Genomic DNA, 19,493 nt, shown 5'->3' with positions numbered 1-19,493 from the left:
CTTACGGGTGGAAACGCAGGACCTGCGGGTCGTGGTCGCTGATCTGGTCGTTGAACTCCGAGTTGACGTGCACGCTGTCGTACTCGAAGTCACAGCCGCGGCGGATGCCGGGGCTGATCAGGATCTGGTCGAGGACCTGGCTGTTGCCCTGGTAGACGTACGAGTAACGCTCGCTGCGCGGCAGCGACTTGATCGCCGACCACAGCTCGCCGTCGCCCTCGAGGATCTTCGCGGTGCCGGAGAACTCGAAGTCGTTGATGTCACCGAGGACGACGACGTTCGCGTTCTTCTGCACGGCGAGGACGTCCTTGACGAAGGCGTTCACGGCCGTCGCCTGGGCGTGGCGCTGGGTCTCCGAGCTGCGGGCCGGCGGCTGGTACTGCGAGGTGAAGCCCTGGTCGCCGCCCTTGGAGTTGAAGTGGTTGGCGACCACGACGACCGTGCGGCCACGGAAGACGAACTCGCCGGCCAGCGGCTTGCGGCTGTTGTTCCAGGCCGCGTTCGCCGGGTCGATCCGGCCGGGGGAGACGGTCAGCGCCGCCTTCCCGCGCTCCTCGGTGACGCCTACGGCGGTCGTGGCGTCGCCGCCCGCGCGGTCGGTGAAGGACACCCGCTCGGGGTTGAACAGGAACACCTGGCGGATGTTGCCGCCCGGCTCGCCGCCGTCGGCGAGGTCGACCGGGTCGATCGAGCGCCAGTCGTACACCGGGCCGCCCGCCGCCGCGATCGCGTCGATCAGCTTCCTCACCGTCCGGTCGGCGGCGACCGTGCCGTCCTTCACCGCGCCGTTGTTGTCCTGGATCTCCTCCAGGGACACGATGTCGGGCGACTGCAGGTTGTTCACGATCGCGGACGCGTGCGCGGCGAAGGTGTCGTCGGACGGGTCGAGGTTCTCGACGTTGTACGTCGCCACCGCCAGCTCGCCCCGGCGCTGCTTCCGCGTGGTCTCCCGCTCCAGACCGGCGCTCTCCAGCGTGCCGAGCTGGTTGGCCACGAGGGTGTAGCCGCCGAACTGGTTGTAGTCCAGCGGGCCCGCGGTGGTGCCGGCCAGGGTGTCGCCGACGTTCGCGACGGGGAAGTCGGCGGTCCTGCCGAGCGACTGGACCATGATCCGGCCGCCGTTCTGGGAGGCGTAGGAGCCGTAGACCGTGCCGCCGCGGCGGTTGTCGTTCTCCTCCGGCTTCACCGTCACCCACAGCTCGGTGTAGGGGTCGGTGGCGCCGACCACCCGGGTGTCGGCGACCTGGACGTTCATGCCCTCCAGGGACTCGTACAGGTCCAGCGCGTACGCCGACGGCCTGAGCGGCAGCGCGTTGACCGAGCCGTTCGCGGCCGGGTCGCCCTCCGGGGCGTAGGCGTCCGGCACGGCGTCGGCGTCCAGCGCCACGGCGGCCGGGACGGGGTTGCCGCTGGAGAGCACCGTGAAGGTCGCGCGGGTGATCTCGGTCAGCGACTGGTTGCCGGAGGAGGTGCCGCCCGGCACGAACTCGGAGACCGTGCCGGAGACCTTGACCGCGTCACCGACGGCCACGCCCTTCGGCGTGGAGCTGGTGAAGACGAACACGCCCTCGCTGGTGGCCGGGTCGGCGTCGGCCTGCGGGTCCTGGATCCAGAAGCCCTTCGAGGAGCCGTAGGTCCGCACACCGGTGACGATTCCGGTCACGTCCGTGACCTGCTTGCCCGCGTACGGGGATATACGGGTGGTGCCCTGGACGTCGTGGACGCGGACGGCGTCGGCGTGAGCGGGCGAGGTCAGCACGACCGTGGACGCCGCGGAGCACACGGCGGCGACGGTGAGCGCGGCGAGGCGCGCGGAAGACTTGCTCGGCAAGGGATCCCTCCGGGGACGTTTTTGTGAAGCGCCGGGACGAGGGTGGGTCGATGGCTGGACCGTGACGCGCGTAGCGTCCCGGTGTACAGGTGTTCCCCCCATTTCTACGCGCGTCAATTTCCTGCCTGTAGCGGCCACTTGTCAAGGTTTCGGCCATGTACGGAATACGACCGTGAGATGAACCGGGCGGCATGGGTGGAAATCCGTCTAGGCTGATCCCCGTTCCCAGCCGTTGTTACGTGCGATACGGCCGTCCAGGCGCCCTAGGAGAAACAGGCCCATGTCAGACAGCTCCCCCCTGCCGCCGGTGCGGCTTGCGTCCGAAGCGGAGCTGGCGCGCGCCGCGCTGTCCACGCCGGTGCTGTCCCGGGCGGCCCGGCTCGCCCGCTGGGCCGGCCCCGGCACCCGCGTCGACGCGGGCGGCGGCCTCGTCGACGAACAACTCCCCGCGGCCGCCGAGGCACTCGCACTGACCGGCGACGACGCCGCTGCGCTGGCGAGCGAGGCCTGGCGGGTCGCCGTCGACACCGGGCTCGTCGAGGTCGTCGACGAGGAGGCCGGCACCGTCACCGCCGGCGCGGACCTCGCCCTGCTCACCTCCGGCTCCCCGCTCGACGTCCTCGGCGTGTGGCAGGACGCCCTGGAGACGCTGCTCGCCGACGCGAGCGTGCCCGACCTGGACGAGCTGGTCGACGCCCTCGACGAGGGCGGCACCGTCGACTTCTCCCGGCTCGACTGGGACCCGCAGGCCGAGGCCGACTTCCTCGACGGAGTCCTCGCCAACCTGTATCTGCTCACCGTCAGCGAGGACGGCCCAGGCGAGGCGCCCGTGCCGCTGCCCGCGCTGGCCGCCTCCGCGATCGTCCCCGGCGACATGGGCGAGCCGACGAACGACGTCCTGGAACAGGTCTCCGAGGCGATGATGCGCCTCGACGACCAGTTCCGGATCCTGGAGCCGGCCGGGCTCGTGGAGTACCGGCCGGTCGACGAGGCGCTGATGGCCGACGCCGACGACCCGGCAGCGCCCGTGGAACCCGTCGACGACACCGACGTCTCCCGCTACGGCATGGTCCGGCTGACCCCGCTCGGCCTGTACGGGATGCGCGCCCGGCTGCTGGAGGCCGGATACGCCGCTCCGGCCGTCGGCGAGCTCGCCGACAAGGGCGCGGACGCCCTGCTGGACGGCACCGCCGCCTTCGGGCCGCGCGCGGCCCAGGCCGAGACCGAGCAGTGGCTGGCCCGGCGCGCGGCCCTGGACGCGGCCCGGGAACTGCTCGCCGCCGCCCGGGGCACCGACGCCGGCGGGCCGCTGCGCCGGCTGCGCTGCCAGCAGGCGCTGTCCCTCGTCGGCCCCGAGGCGGAGCCCGCGCTGCGCGAGGTGCTGGACGACCCCGAGCTGGGCGGGCTCGCCCGGGTGTGGCTGACCGAGCACGGGGCGGCGGACGTGCCGCCGCCGTCCGAGGCGATGGTGTTCTGGCTGACCGTCGACACGGTCGCCGCGCAGCTCGCCGCCGAGGGGAACTCCGAGGAACTCCAGGCGCTCGTGGAGGGTCTCGCCGAGCAGCACAGCGGGTTCTTCGCGGCCGCCTGGCGGGTCGACCATCCGGCGACCGCCGACGTGCTGGAGGCGATGGGGCGGCTGCACCCCGACAAGAAGGTCGCCAAGGAGGCGCGGAAGGCCGCCTTCAAGGCGCGTTCCGCACACGGGAACTGACCGTCGTTTATTGACTCGCTCGTGCCGTGGCCGCCCTCCTAGAGTGAGAACTCGGGAGGCGCCGCCGAAATCCGGCCCTTTTTGATCCCGGCCCGGCATATATGCAGCCGATGCCGCCGCCGCTGCGTCTCCCTCGGTGAACGACACAAGAATTCGGGGGAATTCGACATGGCGTACTTCGTGAAGACGTACTTCGTGAAGACGGTGGACGACACCAGGTGGCCGAGCGTGGACAATTCCCACCAGTGGGAGCGGAAACGGCTTCCGCAGTGGCGGGGCGGGGCCGTGACACCGTGACGCCGTGACGCCGTGACGCTGGACGTACTCGCCGCGGCCGGCCGATATGTGTGCCTGTCGACGGAGAGGGCCGCGGCCCCGGAAACGCGCGAGCGCGGCGGGCGCCCCCTGGGGGGGCGCCCTGCGCGATCAGAGTGCCTGGGCCGCCGGCTTGACCATGTTGCGGACCGTGCGGGCCTTCACGAAATCGCCCATCGCGGTCATCTCCCATTCGCCGGAGAACTGGCGAATCAATTTGGCCATCAGCACGCCCGTCTGCGGTTCTGCGCTGGTGAGGTCGAAGCGGACGAGTTCCTCGCCGGACGCCGCGTCCATGAGACGGCAGTAGGCCTTGGCGACCTCGGTGAACTTCTGGCCGGAGAAGGAGTTCACCGTGAAGACCAGGCCGGTGACCTCCTGGGGGAGACGGCCGAGGTCGACGGTGATGACCTCGTCGTCGCCGCCGCCCTCGCCGGTGAGGTTGTCGCCGGAGTGGCGGATCGCGCCGCCCACGATGGTCAGCTTGCCGAAGTAGCAGCTGTCGATGTGGTTGCGCTGCGGGCCGTACGCGATGACGGACGCGTCCAGGTCGATGTCCTTGCCGCGGTACGCCGGTTCCCAGCCGAGGCCCATCTTGACCTGGGAGAGCAGCGGGCGGCCGCCCTTGACCAGGGACACGGTCTGGTTCTTCTGGAGGCTCACCCGGCCCTTGTCGAGGTTGATCTTGCCGGTGGCGGGCGGGGCCGCGGGCGGGGCGGGAGGGGCCGGCGGGGCAGCGGGGGGTGTGCTCAGCGACGGGGCCGGCGGGGCGGGAGGGGCCGGCGGGGTGACGGGCTGGGCGGGGGCCGGGGCCGCGGGCTGGGCGGCGGGTTCCTCCACCGTCACGCCGAAGTCGGTGGCGATGCCCGCCAGGCCGTCGGCGTAGCCCTGGCCGACCGCGCGGGCCTTCCAGACGCCGCCGCGCAGATAGATCTCCACGATCACCAGCGCGGTCTCGGCGCCGAGCTGCGGGGGCGTGAAGGTGGCCAGGACGCTGTTGTCGTCGGCGTTGCGGATCGTCGCCGTCGGCTCGATGCCCTGGAAGGTCTGGCCGGCCGCGTCCGGGCTCGCGGTGACGACGATCTTCTCGATGCCGGGGGGTACGGCGGTCGTGTCGACCGTGATCGCGTCGGGCGCGGTGCCACCGCCGGAGCGGTAGGTCACCCCGGGGCCGGTGGGCTGGTTGTAGAAGATGAAGTCGTCGTCGGAGCGCACCTTGCCGTCGGCGGTGAGCAGCAGGCCCGAGACGTCCAGCCGCACGGGGGCGCTGACGTCCACCGCCACACGGGTGGCGGTGAGCGGGATGTTCGAGCCGGGGGTCATAGCTGTCATGCCTCATGAACGAGCGAGAGGGTTTTGCCGTTCCCTTACCTTCCGCCGTTCGGCGTCCACGCGGCGTCCACCCGGATCTCCGCCCCGCCGGAACCGCCACCCCCCAGCCCCCGTCCCGGCCCGGGACGCCGGGCGGTGAGCCGGCCCCTCCGGCGTTCCAGGAGTGGGGGGAGGGGGGCGGAGCCCCGGGATGGGAAGGAGGAACGCGGGCGCGGCTTCGTTACGGCACTACCACGATCTTTCGGCCCAGGCCCGCCGCGAACTGGTCCAGGGCCTGTGGGTAGTGGTCCAGGGGGATGCGGTCGCTGATGAAGACGTCGGGGTCGAGGACCCCGCCCGCGAAGAGTTCCGCCGCACGTTCGAAGCTGTGCAGGACGGCCATCGAGCCGGTGATGGTGATCTCCTGGTTGTAGACGCGGTACGGGTCGATCGTCACGCGGGTCGCGTAGTCGGCGACGCCGAACTGGAGGAAGGTGCCGGCCTTGGCGACGCGGTCCAGGCCGTCCTGGATGGCGGCCGGGTTGCCGGTCGCGTCGATCACCAGGTCCCAGCCCTGGGGCCGGTCCAGCTCGTCGGCGTGCGCGGCGGACGCCGAGACGCCCAGCCGGCGGGCCGTGTCCAGGCGGGCCGGGTTGACATCCACCACGTCCACGCTCGCCGCGCCCGTCCGCTTGGCCAGCTCCAGCATCATCAGGCCCATCGTCCCGGAGCCGTAGATCAGCACGTGCGCGCCGAGACGGGAGCGCAGCACGTCGTAGCCGCGTACCGCGCACGACAGGGGCTCCACCAGTGCCGCGTCCTCGGTGCGGACGTGGTCGGGCAGCTTCACGCAGTTGGCCACCGGGGCCGACGCGTACCGGGCCGCGCCGCCCGCCGTGGTCACGCCGATCGCGGCCCAGCGCTCACAGAGGTTGTTGCGGCCCGTACGGCAGTAGCGGCACTCGTGGCAGTACAGCGACGGGTCGACCGCCACCCGGTCACCGGGCGACAGCTCCGTGACCTGTGTGCCGACGGCGACGACCTCGCCCGCGAACTCGTGCCCCGGAACGATCGGCAGCCTGGGCGCGAACTCTCCCTTGAGGATGTGCAGATCCGTGCCGCACAGCCCGCACGCGGCGACCTCGACGACGACCTCGCGCGCCCCCGGTGCCGGGTCCGGGATCTCCTGGACGACGGCCCGGCCCACGGACTCGATGACGGCGGCCTTCATTTCACGGCTCCCAACGACAGGCCCTGGACCAGCTTGTCCTGGGCGGCGAACCCCGCGGCGAGCACCGGCAGGGAGACGACGAGCGACGCGGCGCACACCTTCGCCAGGAACAGGCCCTGGCTGGTGATGAAGCCGGTCAGGAACACGGGGGCCGTCCCGGCCACGACCCCCGTGAGCACCCGCGCGAACAGCAGCTCGTTCCAGCTGAAGATGAAGCAGATCAGCGCCGTCGCGGCGATGCCGGGCAGGGCGATCGGGGCGACCACGCGCGCGAGGATCGTCGGCAGGGGCGCGCCGTCCACCCGCGCCGCCTCGATCACGGCGACCGGCACCTCGGAGAGGAAGGACTGCATCATCCACACCGCGATCGGCAGGTTCATCGAGGTGTACAGGACGACGAGCAGCCAGATGTTGTCGAGCGTGTGCGTGTTCTTCGCGAACAGGTAGACCGGCAGCAGGCCCGCCACCACCGGCAGCATCTTCGTCGACAGGAAGAAGAACAGGACGTCCGTCCACTTCTTCACCGGGCGGATCGACAGCGCGTACGCCGCGGGGAGCGCCAGCAGCAGCACGAGCAGCGTCGACGTCACCGACGCCACCGTCGAGTTGATCAGCGCCGGCCAGGGGCTCGCGCCGCCGTCCGCGCCGAAGAACTCCCGGTAGCCGTCCAGGGTCAGCGCCGCGGTGAAGGACGGCGGGTTGGCCGCCGCGTCCTGCTCCGAGTGCAGGGACGTCAGCGCCATCCAGGCGATGGGCAGGAAGAACACGACACCGGCCAGCCAGGCCACCAGGCCCAGCCCGTTTCTGCGCAGGACGCTCATGCCCGGGACACCTCCTCACGGAACAGGGACGACACCACGCGCAGCGCGAGGGTCGCGATGACGAGCGAGCCGATGACCACCAGGACGCCCGCGGCCGAGGCGAGGCCGTTCTCGTGGGCCTGGTAGAAGCTCTGGTAGACGGTGTAGGGCAGGTTCGCCGTGCCGAGGCCGCCGGATGTGATGGTGAAGACCGCGTCGAAGTTCTGGACGATGTGGATCGAGCCGAGCAGGGCGCCCAGTTCGAGGTAGCGGCGCAGATGCGGAAGCGTGAGGTGGCGGAAGATCTGCCAGTCGCTCGCGCCGTCCACCCGGGCGGCCTCGATCTGCTGCTGGTCGCGGCTCTGCAGGCCCGCCAGCAGGATCAGCATCATGAACGGCGTCCACTGCCACACCAGAGCGGCCTCCACCGCGAGCAGCGGGGTGTTCGACACCCAGTCCGGCTGCGGACCGCCGACGTACTGCAACAGGCCGTTGAGCAGGCCGTATTCGGGGTTGTAGAGGACGTGCTTCCACAGCAGCGCCGCCGCCACGGGCACCACCAGGAACGGCGCGATCAGCAGGGTGCGGACCACGCCCCGGCCCCGGAAGCGGCGGTCGAGGAGCAGCGCCAGGACCAGGCCGAGGACCAGGCTCGCCACCACCACGGCCGCGGTGAGCAGCACCGTCGTCCACACCGAGCGGCGCAGGTCCGGGTCGCTGAGGACTTCCGTGTAGTTGGCGAGGCCGGTGAAGCGGCGGGCGTCGGGGTAGAGGGCGTTCCAGTCGAAGAACGAGATCACCAGCGTGGCCACGAAGGGCAGTTGGGTGACCACGATCATGAAGACCAGGGCGGGCAGCAGCGGGGCACGGGTCGCCCAGGCGTGGAGGCGGGCCTTCCGGGTGCCCGTCGTGCGTACGGCGGTGGGGGCCGCGGGGGCCGTCGTGGTCGCGGTCATCGTCCCTCGTACTCCTCGGAGATCTTCTCGGCGAGCGCCTGCGCTCTGCGCAGGGCCGCGTCCACGGACTGGCGTCCGGCGATGGCCGCGCTGATCTCCTGGGAGACCTTGGTGCCGAGGTCGGTGAACTCGGGGATGCCGACGAACTGGATGCCGGGCGCGGGGCGCGGCTGCACGCCCGGGTCGTCGGGGCGGGCGCCCTCGATGGCCCGCCGGGTCATCTCCTGGAAGGCGGCGGCCCGCGCGCGGTAGGCGGGGTTCTCGTACGTCGAGGCGCGCTTGCCCGCGGGGACGTTCGACCAGCCGATCTCGTCGCCGACCAGCTGCTCGTACTCCTTGCTCGACGCCCAGGACACGAACCGCCACGCCTTGTCGGGGTTGCGGGAGGCGCCCTGGATGCCCCAGGCCCAGGTGTAGAGCCAGCCGGAGGACCGCGTGCGCTCGACGGGGGCGGGGGCGTAGCCGACCTTGCCGCTGACGGGGGAGCCGGCCGCCTCCAGCAGACCGGCCGCGGACGTGGCGTCGTACCACATGGCGACCTTGCCCTGGGTCATGTTGTTCAGGCACTCCGCGAACCCGGACTGGGCGGCGCCGGACTCGCCGTGCTCGCGGACGAGGCCGACGTAGAAGCGTGTGGCCTCCTTCCACTCCGGGGAGTCGAGGCGGGCCTTCCAGTCCTTGTCGAACCAGGTGCCGCCGAAGGTGTTCACGACCGTGGTGAGCGGTGCCATGACCTCGCCCCAGCCGGGCAGTCCGCGCAGGCAGATGCCCTTCATGCCGGGCTCGGCGCCGTCGACGCGCGCGGCGAGGTCGGCCACCTGCCGCCAGGTGGGACGCTCGGGCATGGTCAGGCCCCGCTCCGCGAACACGTCCTTGCGGTACATCAGGAACGACGACTCGCCGTAGAAGGGCTGGCCGTACAGCTTGCCGTCGTCGCCGGTGAGGGACTGGCGCATCGGCTTCAGGACGTCCTGCTCGTCGTACGCCGTGTCCTTCGCGACGTAGGGATCCATCTCCTTGAGCCAGCCGTTGCGGGCGTAGATCGGGATCTCGTAGTTGGAGAGCGTCGCCACGTCGTACTGGCCGGCCTGGTTGGCGAAGTCCTGGCTGATCTTGTCGCGGACGTCGTTCTCGGGCAGCACGGTGAAGTTCACCTTGATGCCGGTCTCCTTGGTGAAGTGGGCCGCGGTGAGCTTCTGCAGCTCCACCATCTGCGGGTTGTTCACCATCAGCACGCTGATGGCGTCACCGCCGGAACCCGACCCGCCCGCTCCGGCCCAGCAGCCGGAGAGCAGCGGGGCGAGCAGCGTCCCTGCGGCGGCCGTGGCGAACATGGCTCGCGGGGGCCGTCGTCGGCTCGGGGTTCGCATCAATCGCTCCTGGACTTATGGGGAGATAAGGGGCGTCGGTGGGCATGGGGGTGCCCTGGAGGGGGAAGTTCGTTCCTCAGACGGTGGCGGGTTCGCCTCTCACACGCGGATGACCTGCGGGCCGAGCAGCGAGTAGCCATGCGCCTCGGCGGGCGGCAGCAGCGTGCTCGTCACGATCGCCTCCAGCGCGCCGATCTCCGCGAACCGGCAGAAGCTGACCGCGCCGAACTTGGTGTGGGCCCCGACGAACACGGTGCGCCGCGCGGCCCGTACCGCCTGCGCCTTGACCTCGCCGACCGCCGGGTCGGGGGTGGTGAGACCGTGTTCACGGGAGATGCCGTTGGCGCCGATGTAGGCGAGGTCGAGGACGAAACCGGCCAGCATCTTCGTCGTCCAGTGGTCGACGGTGGCGAGCGTGCCGGAGCGCACCCGCCCGCCGAGCAGCAGCACGGAGACGTTCCCGGCCGCGGCGAGCGCGCCCGCGACCGGCAGGGACGCCGTGACCACCGTCAGCGGCCGGTCCTTCGGCAGGGCCTCGGCGATGAGCTGCGGGGTGAAGCCCTCGTCGACGAAGACGGTCTCCGCGTCGCCGAGCAGCTCGGCCGCGGCGGCCGCGACACGGCGCTTCTCGGGGACGTGGCTGGTGGCGCGGAAGGCGAGCGTGGTCTCGAAGCCCGCGCTCTCCACCGGGTAGGCGCCGCCGTGGGTGCGGCGGAGGAGGCCGTGGGCCTCCAGGGTGCGCAGGTCGCGGCGGACCGTCTCCTTGGCGACGCCCAGCGTGCCCGCGAGGGTGTTGACGTCGACGGAGCCGGTGGTGCGGGCCGCGCGCAGGATCTCGCGCTGGCGCTCCCCGGCGGTTCTGGTCATGTCGTCACCTCGCCTGCCTTGCCCGTTCGGGCCCGTGTGTGGGCCATGGGGGAAGTTCTACAGCGGGTGGGTGGGGGTGACCAGGTCTGTTGCGGGTTTGATTCTGCCCGGGTGTGACCGTTCGGGCCCCCGGGCGGTGGTGCTGTCCGGTACCGTCCGCAGGTCGTCCGTGGCTGGTCGCGCAGCTCCCCGCGCCCCTTCGAGCGCCTTGCCGGCGGGCCCGTTCGGAGGCGAGGACGATCCGTTCTGTGCCCGTTCTAGTACGGCCAGATCGGCGGGGCGCTCACGAAGTGGCCGCCCAGGTACGCGTGGGCCTCGTTCGCCGGGTCCAGGTCGCCCTGTTCGGCGATGAGCTTCTCCGCGAAGGGCTCGGAGTCGTCCTGGGGCTCGTAGCCGAGGGCCCGGGCGCTGGTGAGGTCCCACCACAGGCGGGTGTTGGCGGAGGAGCCGTGGACGACGGTGTGGCCGACGTTCTCGGCGGTGAGGGCCGCGTGGAAGAGGCGGGCGCCGTCGGCGGGGCTCATCCACACCGAGAGCATCCGCACGCTGGTCGGCTCGGGGAAGCAGGAGCCGATGCGGACCGAGACCGTCTCCAGCCCGTGCTTGTCCCAGTAGAACTGTGCCAGGTCCTCGCCGAACGCCTTGGACAGCCCGTAGAAGGTGTCCGGGCGGTGCGGGGTCTCGACCGGGATCAGCGCGCCCGGATCGAGGGGTGCCTCGCCCTGGGGGCGGGGGGTGAATCCGACGGCGTGGTTGGAGGAGGCGAAGACGATCCGGCCGACGCCCTCCTCGCGGGCGGCCTCGTACAGGTGGTAGGTGCCCTCGATGTTCGCCTTGAGGATCTTCTCGAAGGGGGCTTCCAGCGAGATCCCCGCGAGGTGGATGATCGCATCGACACCCCGTACGGCCTCCCGCACGGCGTCCTGGTCGGCGAGGTCCGCGACGATCGCGTCCGGCTCGCCCTCGACGGGGCGCAGGTCCAGCAGGCGCAGGTCGTAGCCGTACTCGGGAAGCAGGCCCCGCATCAGGGTGCCGAGTCCGCCGGCGGCGCCGGTGAGCAGGACGGTGCGGGGAGCGGGCATCCGCGGATCTCCCTGAGTCGACGGTCGTATGGACGTACGGCATTCACATGCGTGGACAACGTAGGGATCATCGCCGCTTCTCGTCAAGGGTGGCGGAGGTGTCGTTCATAAACATAAACTTCGATCAGAAACCTGCACGCACGAGCGTGCGCGCCCTCATCACCGCCCCGTTCTAGGGAGAGCCCGTGACGCCTGACGACCTCGCCGCTCGACTCGGCATCCCCAGCGGGCCGCTGTTCTTCCCCGTCACCGCCTACGGCCCCGACGGCGCCGTCGCCCTCGACGTCTACCGCGCGCACGTGCGGCGCGGCATCGAGGCCGGGGCCGCGGCCGTCTTCGCCTGCTGCGGCACCGGGGAGTTCCACGCGCTCACGCCCGAGGAGTACCAGGCGTGCGTCCGCGCCGCCGTGGAGGAGACGGCCGGACGGGTGCCCGTCGTCGCCGGCGCCGGGTACGGCACCGCGCTCGCCGTGCGCTACGCCCGCCTCGCCGCCGACGCCGGCGCCGACGGGCTGCTCGCCATGCCGCCCTACCTCGTCGTCGCCGGGCAGGAAGGGCTGCTGCGGCACTACCGGGACCTCGCGGGCGCCACGCCGCTGCCGGTGATCGTCTACCAGCGGGACAACGCCGTGTTCACACCGGAGACCGTCGTCGAACTCGCCCGTACCGAAGGGGTCGTCGGGCTCAAGGACGGGCTCGGGGACCTCGACCTGATGCAGCGGATCGTCAGCGCCGTGCGCACCGAGGTGCCGGGGGACTTCCTGTACTTCAACGGGCTGCCGACCGCCGAGCAGACCCAGCTCGCCTACCGGGCCATCGGGGTCCCGCTGTACTCCTCCGCCGTCTTCTGCTTCGCGCCCGAGATCGCCCAGGCATTCCACCGCGGCCTGGAGGCCGGCGACGAGGCCGTCGTACGGCGGCTGCTGGACGGGTTCTTCCGGCCGTTCGTCGAACTCCGCGCGCAGGGACGCGGATACGCCGTCTCGCTCGTCAAGGCGGGGGTACGGCTGCGGGGACTGGACGTGGGTGAGGTGCGGCCGCCGCTGCACGAACCGGCCGAGGAGCATGTGGAGCGGCTCGCCGAACTGATCGAGCGCGGCTACGAGCTGGTGAAGGAGGAGGGCGCGTGAAGGCGTCGGCGTTCGTCTACCCCTGGGACGTCAACGGGGACCCGGCGGCGGGCGAGTGGATCGCCGGACTCGGGGTGCCGCAGGTGACACTCGCCTCCGCCTATCACTCGACCCGGGCGCTGACCCCCCGCCATCCGCGGCACCGCGTGGTGACCGCCGAGCACGCCGCCGTGCTGTACCCGGCCGACGAGCGGTGGACGGGGCGCGAACTGCGGCCGTACCCCGCCGGGGCGTGGGCTCCCGGTGACGCCTTCGGCGAGGCGTGCGCCGCACTCGCCGACGCGGGCCTCGAGGTGCACAGCTGGGTGGTGCTGGCGCACAACTCCCGCCTGGGGGCCGAGCATCCGGGGACGTCCGTGGTGAACGCCTACGGCGACCGCTACCCGTGGGCCCCCTGCATCGCGCAGCCCGCCACCCGCGCGTACCTCGTCGACCTGGCCGCCGAGGCCGCGGTACGGCCGGGGGCCGCCGGCACGGAGCTGGAGTCGCTCGGCTGGTACGGGCTCGCGCATCTGCACGCCCACGACAAGACCGGCGGGGTCGGACTCGGCGACGCCGGGCAGTACCTCATGTCGCTGTGCTTCTGCGCCGACTGCCGCGAGGGGTACGCCGGTCACGGGCTCGACCCGGACGCCCTCGCGGCGCGGGTGCGGGAGGCCCTGGATCCGGTGTGGCGGGGCGCCCCCTCCGACGGGGGCTGGCCCGGGATCGAGAAGCTGCTCGGCGAGGCTGAGGCCGCCGGGACGCGCGCGTGGCGCGACTCGGTCGCCCGGCGGCTTCAGGAGGACGCCGTCGCCGCGGTGCGGGAGGCCGCGCCCGAGGGGTTCCAGGTGCTGCTGCACGCCGATCCCGTGTCCTACCGGTGCGGGGCGAACGCCGGCGTGGACCCGGCGCATGTGCTGGCGTGCGCGGACGGTGTCGTCGTGCCCTGCACCGGCGGGGCCGGGCTGCTCAGGCCGTTCGCCGCGCAGGGGGTGGAGGGCGCCGTCGTCGCGGCCAACTTCACCGTCGTGTCCGGGATGGGCGGACGGCCCGGCACCCTCGCGGACGACATCGCGCACGCGCGGGCCCTCGGGGCGGGCGAAGTGCGCCTGTATCACGTCGGATTGGCGTCCGACGGGGACCTCGACGCCGTGCGGCGCGCGATCAGGGGGCTGTGAGCGAGGGCCGCCAGGAGGGTCACTCCCAGGGCGATCAGGAGCGGGCCGAGGGGGAGCAGCTCGACCAGGGCCGCTCCCGCGGCGAGGCCCACCACGTTGGGGGCGAACATGAGCGTGCTCGCGGTGGCCGAGACGCGGCCGAGGAGCGCGTCCGGGGTCTCGCGCTGGACCGTGGTGAAGGCGGCGACGAGAGGGCAGGGCAGGCCCACCCCCGTCGCTGCGGCGCACGCCAGCGCGGCCGGGTCCGACGGGATCGCGCGCAGGGCGATCGCCGCCGCGGTGAGGGCGACGCCGGCTGCGGCGAAGCGGCGGGCGCCCAGGCGGCGCAGGGCCCGGCCGGAGAACAGGCCGAGCGCGACCGTGCCGGCGCCCTGGGCTGCCGCGAGGGTGCCCGCGTAGGCGGGGGCGTGGTGGAGGTTCTCCACGACCGCGTAGGTCAGGGCGCCGTTGACGCCCGCGATCAGCATGGTCAGGCCCGCGGTGCGGACGAGGACGTGGAGTAGCGCGTGGCGGCGCAGGTGGCGGGTGCCCTCCGCGATCTGGGCCCGCCAGGGGGTGCGCGGGGCCGGGGTCGAGGTCGGGGTCGGGGTTGGCGGCGGGGTCGCGGTCGGGTCGGCCGTGCGGGGGTTCAGGCGGGTGTGGAGCGCGGCCGCCGCGAGGCATGTCGCCGAGTCCAGTACGGCGACCGCGGGGCCGCCGTGCGTGCTGTACAGCGCCGCTCCCGCCAGGGGCGCCAGGAGTTTCATGCCCTCGTTCGCCGTCATGCGCAGGCCGTTGAAGTCGCCCAGGAGGGCCGGCGGGAGGGAGCCGGCCACCAGGGCCGACTCCGCCGCGTCGGTGACCACGCCGGCGGTGCCGTAGAGGACGAGCAGTGTGAGGAGGAGCCACAGGTCGGCGGGGCTGTCGATGCCGGTCAGGGTCGTCAGGAGCGCGCCCAGGAGCAGGTTCGTGGCGATCAGCAGCGGCTTGCGGGGGACGCGGTCGGCGAGCGTGCCGAGGGCCGGGCCGGCGAGGCCGGGGGCCCACATCGCGAGCAGGCAGAGCGCGGCGAGGCCGTTCGAGCCGGTGAGGTCCTTGACCCAGATGCCGGATGCCAGCCAGAGGGCCGACGTACCGAAGCCGGAGATCAGGGTCGCGGTGAGGAGGAGTCGCGCCTGGGGGTGGCGCAGGACGTGGACGGTGCTGGTCATGTCCGCTGATCCTGCGGGTGAGGTGGGGGTGGGGGGATCGGGCAGGCGCCTTATTCGTGGGGCGATGAGTTCCGGGGGTTCTGAGGGTCCTCTTCGTATGGACGCTTATTCGGAGCAGCGAGAGCAGTGGGATCAGCGGGACCGGCGAGAGCGGATGGAGGAGCCCGGGGGAGGGGCGACGGGCCCCGGCCTCGACCTCGGAGCGCAGGCGCGGGTCGTCGCGCGGCTGGTGGACGGGGTGCGGGACGAGCAGTGGTCCGACGCGACGCCGTGTCCCGAGTACGCCGTGCGGAACCTGCTCGGGCATCTGCACGGGCTGTCCGTCGCCTTTCGCGATGCCGCGCGCAAGGAGCTGGGGGCCACGACCGACACGCCTCCGGCGTCCGTCGTGCCGGACATCGGGGACGGGTGGCGGGAGGAGCTGCCCCGGGCGCTGGACGAGCTGGCCGCGGCGTGGCGGGAACCTGCGGCGTGGGACGGCATGACCCGGGCGGGGGGTGTGGACCTGCCGGGGCCGGTGGCGGTGGTCGTCGCCGTGGACGAGCTGGTGATCCACGGCTGGGATCTCGCGCGGGCCACCGGGCAGGCGTACGAGCCGGATGCGGCTGCCTTGGCGGCGGCGTACGAGTTCCTGCGGGGGAGCCCGGGGTTCTTCGGGCCGGTCGTCCCCGTGGGAGAGGACGCGCCGCTCCTCGACCGCGCCGTGGGACTGAGCGGGCGGGACCCGGGCTGGCGGCGGTCGTAGGCGACCGGATGCCTGCGGCGGCCTGCGCGGGTCGGGTGGTCGGTTGCGGTAGCGCGCCGGGTTCGGTGGGTGGGCCGGGGCCGGGCCGGGGGGTTGTCCGTCCTCGGTCCGGCGATCTGGTTCCTCCGATTGGTTCAACCGGGTTTCCGCCGGCCGCTGCGGGCGGACAACCCCCCGTCCCGTCCCCTTCCCGCCGTACGCGGCTTGCGGCTTCCTCGCCCACCCGTGCCGTCCCTCTCCCGCCGTAGGCGGCCGGCTACCCGGCTGGGTCGCTCCCGCTTTTGGGCGTCGCGGGGAACTGCGCGACCGGCCACGGGCGGGCCCGCGGTCGCCCACGGCGGTGCCCCCGTCGAACTTCTTTCGTCGGAAGCATTGACGAAACCTCGGTGCGCTTCTAGCTTCATCGCGTCGTACTTCGTACGTCATATATGAGACGCGATACGTCAGATCCGAGAGGCGCGCATGACCTCTGTGCCCACGCCGATCCCCTCGCGCACGCAGTTCGTGCTGGAGGAGATCAAACGCCGTATTCTCACTGGTCAGTTGACGCCTGGACAGGCACTGGTCGAGACCGAGCTCGCCGCGCAGTTCGGGGTGTCGAAGACCCCCGTGCGGGAGGCGCTGAAGACGCTGGCCGGGACCGGGCTGGTCGTGATGAGCCAGTACAAGGGCGTCACGGTGCGCATGGTCGACGCGGACATGGCGCGCGAGGTCTACGACGTGAGACTGCTGCTCGAGCCCGAGGCGCTGCGGCGCGCGGTGCGGCGAGGGGCCTCGCTGGATGCCGCGCGGGAGGCGCTGTCGCGTGCGGGCGCCGCCGATGACACGGCCGAACGTTCCCTGGCCAACCGGGAGTTCCACCGGGCGCTGTATCTGCCCTGCGGCAACCCGCTGCTCGGCCGGATGCTCGACGAGGTGCGTGACCAGGCCGCGCTGGTGTCCACGGTCGCCTGGGCCGCGTCCCCCTCGTGGGAGCGGGAGGCCGGTGAGCACCGGGAGATCCTGCGTCTCGCGCTGGAGGGCGACGCCGACGGCGCCGCTCGTGCGCTGCACGATCACATCGCGTCGTTCGTGCTACGGGCCTTCCCGGAATCGGCCGGCGAGGCCCAGGGAGAGGACGGTCAGGCATGACAACGACGTTCGAGGCCCAGCGGGCGGCCCTGGCGGACGTGGTGGCCATTCCGGTCACCCCGTTCGCCGAGGACGGGGCGGTGGAGCAGGACGCCTACCGGGCTCTGTTGCGTCGGCTGCTGGACGGTGGCATCCGGACCCTGACCCCCAACGGCAACACCGGTGAGTTCTACGCCCTCACGCCCGAGGAGCGGCGGCTCGTCACCGAGCTGACCGTGCAGGAGGTGGGCGACCGGGCCGTGGTGCTCGTGGGTGTGGGGCACGACGTGCCCACCGCGGTCGCCTCCGCCCGGCACGCCCGCGAGGCCGGCGCGGCGATGGTCATGGTGCACCAGCCCGTCCATCCGTACGTGTCGCAGAACGGCTGGGTCGACTACCACCGCTCCATCGCCGAGGCCGTGCCCGAGCTGGGTGTCGTGCCGTACATCCGCAACGCGCAGCTGGAGGGCGCGAGGCTCGCCGAGCTCGCCGATGTCTGTCCCAACGTCATCGGTGTGAAGTACGCCGTGCCGGACGCCGCTCGGTTCGCCGGGTTCGCGCGGGACGCCGGGCTGGACCGGTTCGTGTGGGTGGCAGGGCTCGCCGAGCCGTACGCGCCCTGCTATTTCTCCGCCGGTGCCACCGGGTTCACCTCCGGACTGGTGAACGTCGCGCCCGCCGTCTCGCTGAACATGCTCGACGCGCTGCGGGCCGGGGACTACACGGCCGCGATGAAGGTGTGGGAGCAGATCCGCCGGTTCGAGGAGCTGCGGGCCGCCAACGGCTCAGCCAACAACGTCACCGTGGTGAAGGAGGCGCTCGCCTCGCTCGGCCTGTGCCGCCGTGAGGTGCGCGCGCCCAGCCGGCTGCTGTCCGAGGGCGAGCGGGCCGAGGTGGCCGCCATCGTCGCGGGGTGGTCCATATGAGGCGGCCGGAGGAGCTGCGCAGCCATCAGTGGTACGGGACCGACGGGCTGAGGTCCTTCTCGCACCGGGCGCGGACCCGGCAGCTCGGGTATCTGCCCGAGGAGCATCTCGGCAAGCCGGTCATCGCGATCCTCAACACCTGGTCCGACATCAATCCCTGCCACGTACATCTGCGCGATCGCGCGCAGGCCGTGAAGCGGGGGGTGTGGCAGGCCGGCGGGTTCCCGCTGGAGTTCCCCGTCTCGACGCTGAGCGAGACGTTCCAGAAGCCCACGCCCATGCTGTACCGGAACATGCTCGCCATGGAGACCGAGGAACTGCTGCGGTCCTATCCGGTGGACGGCGCCGTGCTGATGGGCGGTTGTGACAAGTCCACGCCCGCTCTGCTCATGGGGGCCGCTTCCGCGGACCTTCCGGCCGTGTTCGTGCCGGCCGGGCCCATGCTTCCGGGGCACTGGCGCAACGAGGTGCTCGGGTCCGGCACGGACATGTGGAAATACTGGGACGACAAGCGCGCCGGGCTCATCGGCGACTGCGAGATGGGGGAGCTGGAGAACGGGCTCGCCCGGTCCCCGGGGCACTGCATGACCATGGGGACCGCCTCGACGCTCACCGCGGCTGCCGAGGCCCTCGGGGTGACCGTGCCCGGTGCGTCCAGCATTCCCGCCGTCGACTCCGGGCACGACCGGATGGCCGCCAAGGCCGGGATGGTCGCCGTGGAGCTGGTGGTGAAGGACCGGCGGCTGTCGCGGATCCTCACGCGTGAGGCCTTCGAGGACGCCGTCACGACCGTTCTGGGGCTCGGTGGCTCCACCAACGCCGTGATCCATCTGATCGCCATGGCCGGGCGGGCCGGGGTGCGGCTGACGCTGGACGACTTCGACCGGATCGCGCGGACCGTGCCGGTGCTGGCCAATGTGCGGCCCGGCGGACAGAAGTACCTCATGGAGGACTTCCACTTCGCCGGCGGGCTGCCCGGGTTCCTGTCGCGCATACCCGATCTGCTGCATCTGGACCGGCCGACGGTCTCGTACGACACCCTCCGCGAGCAGATCGCCGGGGCCCAGGTGCACAACGACGACGTGATCCGGGTCCGTGACGATCCCGTCGCGAGTGAGGGCGGTGTCGCCGTGCTGCGGGGCAACCTGTGTCCCGACGGTGCCGTCATCAAGCACATCGCCGCCGAGCCGCACCTTCTCAAGCACACCGGGCCCGCCGTCGTCTTCGACGACTACAGGACCATGCAGCGCACCATCAACGATCCCGGCCTGGGCATCACCGCCGAGAGCGTGCTGGTGCTGCGCAACGCGGGCCCCAAGGGCGGTCCCGGTATGCCGGAGTACGGGATGCTGCCCATCCCCGACCATCTGCTCAAGCAGGGGGTGCGGGACATGGTGCGGATCTCCGACGCCCGGATGAGCGGCACCAGTTACGGCACGTGCGTGCTGCACGTGGCGCCCGAGTCGTACGTCGGCGGGCCGCTCGCGCTGGTCAGGTCCGGGGATCTGATCACCCTGGACGTGCAGGCCCGCTCCCTTCATCTGCACGTCTCCGACGAGGAGTTGCGGCAGCGGCGCGCCGACTGGACGCCTCCGCCCGCCCGTTACGAACGGGGCTACGGGTTCCTCTACGACCAGCAGATCACCCAGGCGGACACCGGCTGCGACTTCGAGTTCCTCGCGCGGCCCGGCGAGGTCCGGGACCCGTACGCGGGCTGAGACACCCCACCCCACCCCCCTCTTCTTGGTCGATATT

17 protein-coding genes are annotated in these 19,493 nt (G+C 72.0%); 8 read left to right on the top strand and 9 right to left on the bottom strand.

Annotated elements, in window-relative coordinates:
* Position 1: 1 nt before the first annotated feature.
* Positions 2–1,831: an endonuclease/exonuclease/phosphatase family protein gene (locus ACIGXJ_RS00635; RefSeq protein ID WP_399639627.1), complete on the bottom strand. Its 1,830-nt coding sequence runs from the start codon at positions 1,829–1,831 to the stop codon at positions 2–4.
* A 280-nt stretch (positions 1,832–2,111) separates the two neighbouring features.
* Between ACIGXJ_RS00635 and ACIGXJ_RS00630 the strand changes: the two genes are divergently transcribed.
* Entirely contained in the window at positions 2,112–3,545 is a 1,434-nt protein-coding gene (locus tag ACIGXJ_RS00630) for a hypothetical protein (RefSeq protein ID WP_399639624.1), read from the top strand.
* A gap of 168 nt (positions 3,546–3,713) precedes the next feature.
* A complete protein-coding gene (locus tag ACIGXJ_RS00625; protein ID WP_399639622.1) occupies positions 3,714–3,842 on the top strand; it encodes a hypothetical protein in 129 nt (42 codons plus the stop codon).
* A gap of 129 nt (positions 3,843–3,971) precedes the next feature.
* Here ACIGXJ_RS00625 and ACIGXJ_RS00620 read toward each other — a convergent pair whose 3' ends face one another.
* The 7 genes from ACIGXJ_RS00620 to ACIGXJ_RS00590 all read right to left on the bottom strand — a co-directional run bounded on the left by ACIGXJ_RS00620 (position 3,972) and on the right by ACIGXJ_RS00590 (position 11,477).
* Positions 3,972–5,183, bottom strand: a complete 1,212-nt coding sequence (locus ACIGXJ_RS00620) for a TerD family protein (protein WP_399642113.1) — start codon at positions 5,181–5,183, stop codon at positions 3,972–3,974.
* Positions 5,184–5,412: 229 nt separating this feature from the next.
* On the bottom strand, positions 5,413–6,402 hold the full coding sequence (locus ACIGXJ_RS00615) for a zinc-dependent alcohol dehydrogenase family protein (protein WP_399639620.1): 990 nt from the start codon (positions 6,400–6,402) through the stop codon (positions 5,413–5,415).
* Positions 6,399–7,223: a carbohydrate ABC transporter permease gene (locus tag ACIGXJ_RS00610; RefSeq protein WP_399639618.1), complete on the bottom strand. Its 825-nt coding sequence runs from the start codon at positions 7,221–7,223 to the stop codon at positions 6,399–6,401. Before ACIGXJ_RS00610 ends, ACIGXJ_RS00615 begins: the two co-directional genes overlap by 4 nt.
* Positions 7,220–8,158, bottom strand: coding sequence for a carbohydrate ABC transporter permease (locus tag ACIGXJ_RS00605; RefSeq protein WP_399639615.1), 939 nt, complete (start codon positions 8,156–8,158; stop codon positions 7,220–7,222). Before ACIGXJ_RS00605 ends, ACIGXJ_RS00610 begins: the two co-directional genes overlap by 4 nt.
* Entirely contained in the window at positions 8,155–9,528 is a 1,374-nt protein-coding gene (locus tag ACIGXJ_RS00600) for an ABC transporter substrate-binding protein (protein WP_399639612.1), read from the bottom strand. Before ACIGXJ_RS00600 ends, ACIGXJ_RS00605 begins: the two co-directional genes overlap by 4 nt.
* 99 nt (positions 9,529–9,627) lie before the next feature.
* On the bottom strand, positions 9,628–10,395 hold the full coding sequence (locus tag ACIGXJ_RS00595) for a DeoR/GlpR family DNA-binding transcription regulator (RefSeq protein WP_399639608.1): 768 nt from the start codon (positions 10,393–10,395) through the stop codon (positions 9,628–9,630).
* 257 nt (positions 10,396–10,652) lie between these two features.
* Positions 10,653–11,477 (bottom strand): NAD-dependent epimerase/dehydratase family protein, encoded by an 825-nt coding sequence (locus tag ACIGXJ_RS00590; RefSeq protein WP_399639605.1) that lies wholly within the window; start codon positions 11,475–11,477, stop codon positions 10,653–10,655.
* Positions 11,478–11,662: 185 nt separating this feature from the next.
* Between ACIGXJ_RS00590 and ACIGXJ_RS00585 the strand changes: the two genes are divergently transcribed.
* Together ACIGXJ_RS00585 and ACIGXJ_RS00580 are read left to right on the top strand one after the other, a co-directional pair.
* Complete coding sequence (locus ACIGXJ_RS00585) at positions 11,663–12,607, top strand: 5-dehydro-4-deoxyglucarate dehydratase (protein ID WP_399639603.1); 945 nt, start codon at positions 11,663–11,665, stop codon at positions 12,605–12,607.
* Positions 12,604–13,767 (top strand): hypothetical protein, encoded by a 1,164-nt coding sequence (locus tag ACIGXJ_RS00580; RefSeq protein ID WP_399639600.1) that lies wholly within the window; start codon positions 12,604–12,606, stop codon positions 13,765–13,767. The genes ACIGXJ_RS00585 and ACIGXJ_RS00580 overlap by 4 nt, the downstream gene beginning before the upstream one ends.
* On the opposite strand, the gene ACIGXJ_RS00575 is transcribed toward ACIGXJ_RS00580, so the two are convergent.
* Positions 13,704–14,957, bottom strand: coding sequence for an MFS transporter (locus ACIGXJ_RS00575; protein WP_399639597.1), 1,254 nt, complete (start codon positions 14,955–14,957; stop codon positions 13,704–13,706). The two genes, ACIGXJ_RS00580 and ACIGXJ_RS00575, sit on opposite strands and share 64 nt — an antisense overlap.
* Positions 14,958–15,111: 154 nt before the next feature.
* On the opposite strand from ACIGXJ_RS00575, the gene ACIGXJ_RS00570 reads away from it, so the two are divergent.
* From ACIGXJ_RS00570 to araD, 4 genes are all read left to right on the top strand, one after another.
* Positions 15,112–15,702: a TIGR03086 family metal-binding protein gene (locus tag ACIGXJ_RS00570; protein ID WP_399642112.1), complete on the top strand. Its 591-nt coding sequence runs from the start codon at positions 15,112–15,114 to the stop codon at positions 15,700–15,702.
* Positions 15,703–16,164: 462 nt separating this feature from the next.
* The gene (locus ACIGXJ_RS00565; RefSeq protein WP_399639594.1) at positions 16,165–16,833 is read left to right on the top strand and encodes a GntR family transcriptional regulator; all 669 of its coding nucleotides are present in this window, start codon (positions 16,165–16,167) and stop codon (positions 16,831–16,833) included.
* Positions 16,830–17,738 (top strand): dihydrodipicolinate synthase family protein, encoded by a 909-nt coding sequence (locus ACIGXJ_RS00560; protein WP_399639592.1) that lies wholly within the window; start codon positions 16,830–16,832, stop codon positions 17,736–17,738. Before ACIGXJ_RS00565 ends, ACIGXJ_RS00560 begins: the two co-directional genes overlap by 4 nt.
* Entirely contained in the window at positions 17,735–19,456 is a 1,722-nt protein-coding gene (gene araD / locus ACIGXJ_RS00555; protein WP_399639588.1) for an L-arabinonate dehydratase, read from the top strand. Before ACIGXJ_RS00560 ends, araD begins: the two co-directional genes overlap by 4 nt.
* Positions 19,457–19,493 lie beyond the last annotated feature (37 nt).

The sequence above is a fragment of the Streptomyces sp. NPDC053367 genome (assembly GCF_044545925.1).
Classification (GTDB): domain Bacteria; phylum Actinomycetota; class Actinomycetes; order Streptomycetales; family Streptomycetaceae; genus Streptomyces.
This window is presented reverse-complemented; position numbering and strand designations above follow the sequence as displayed.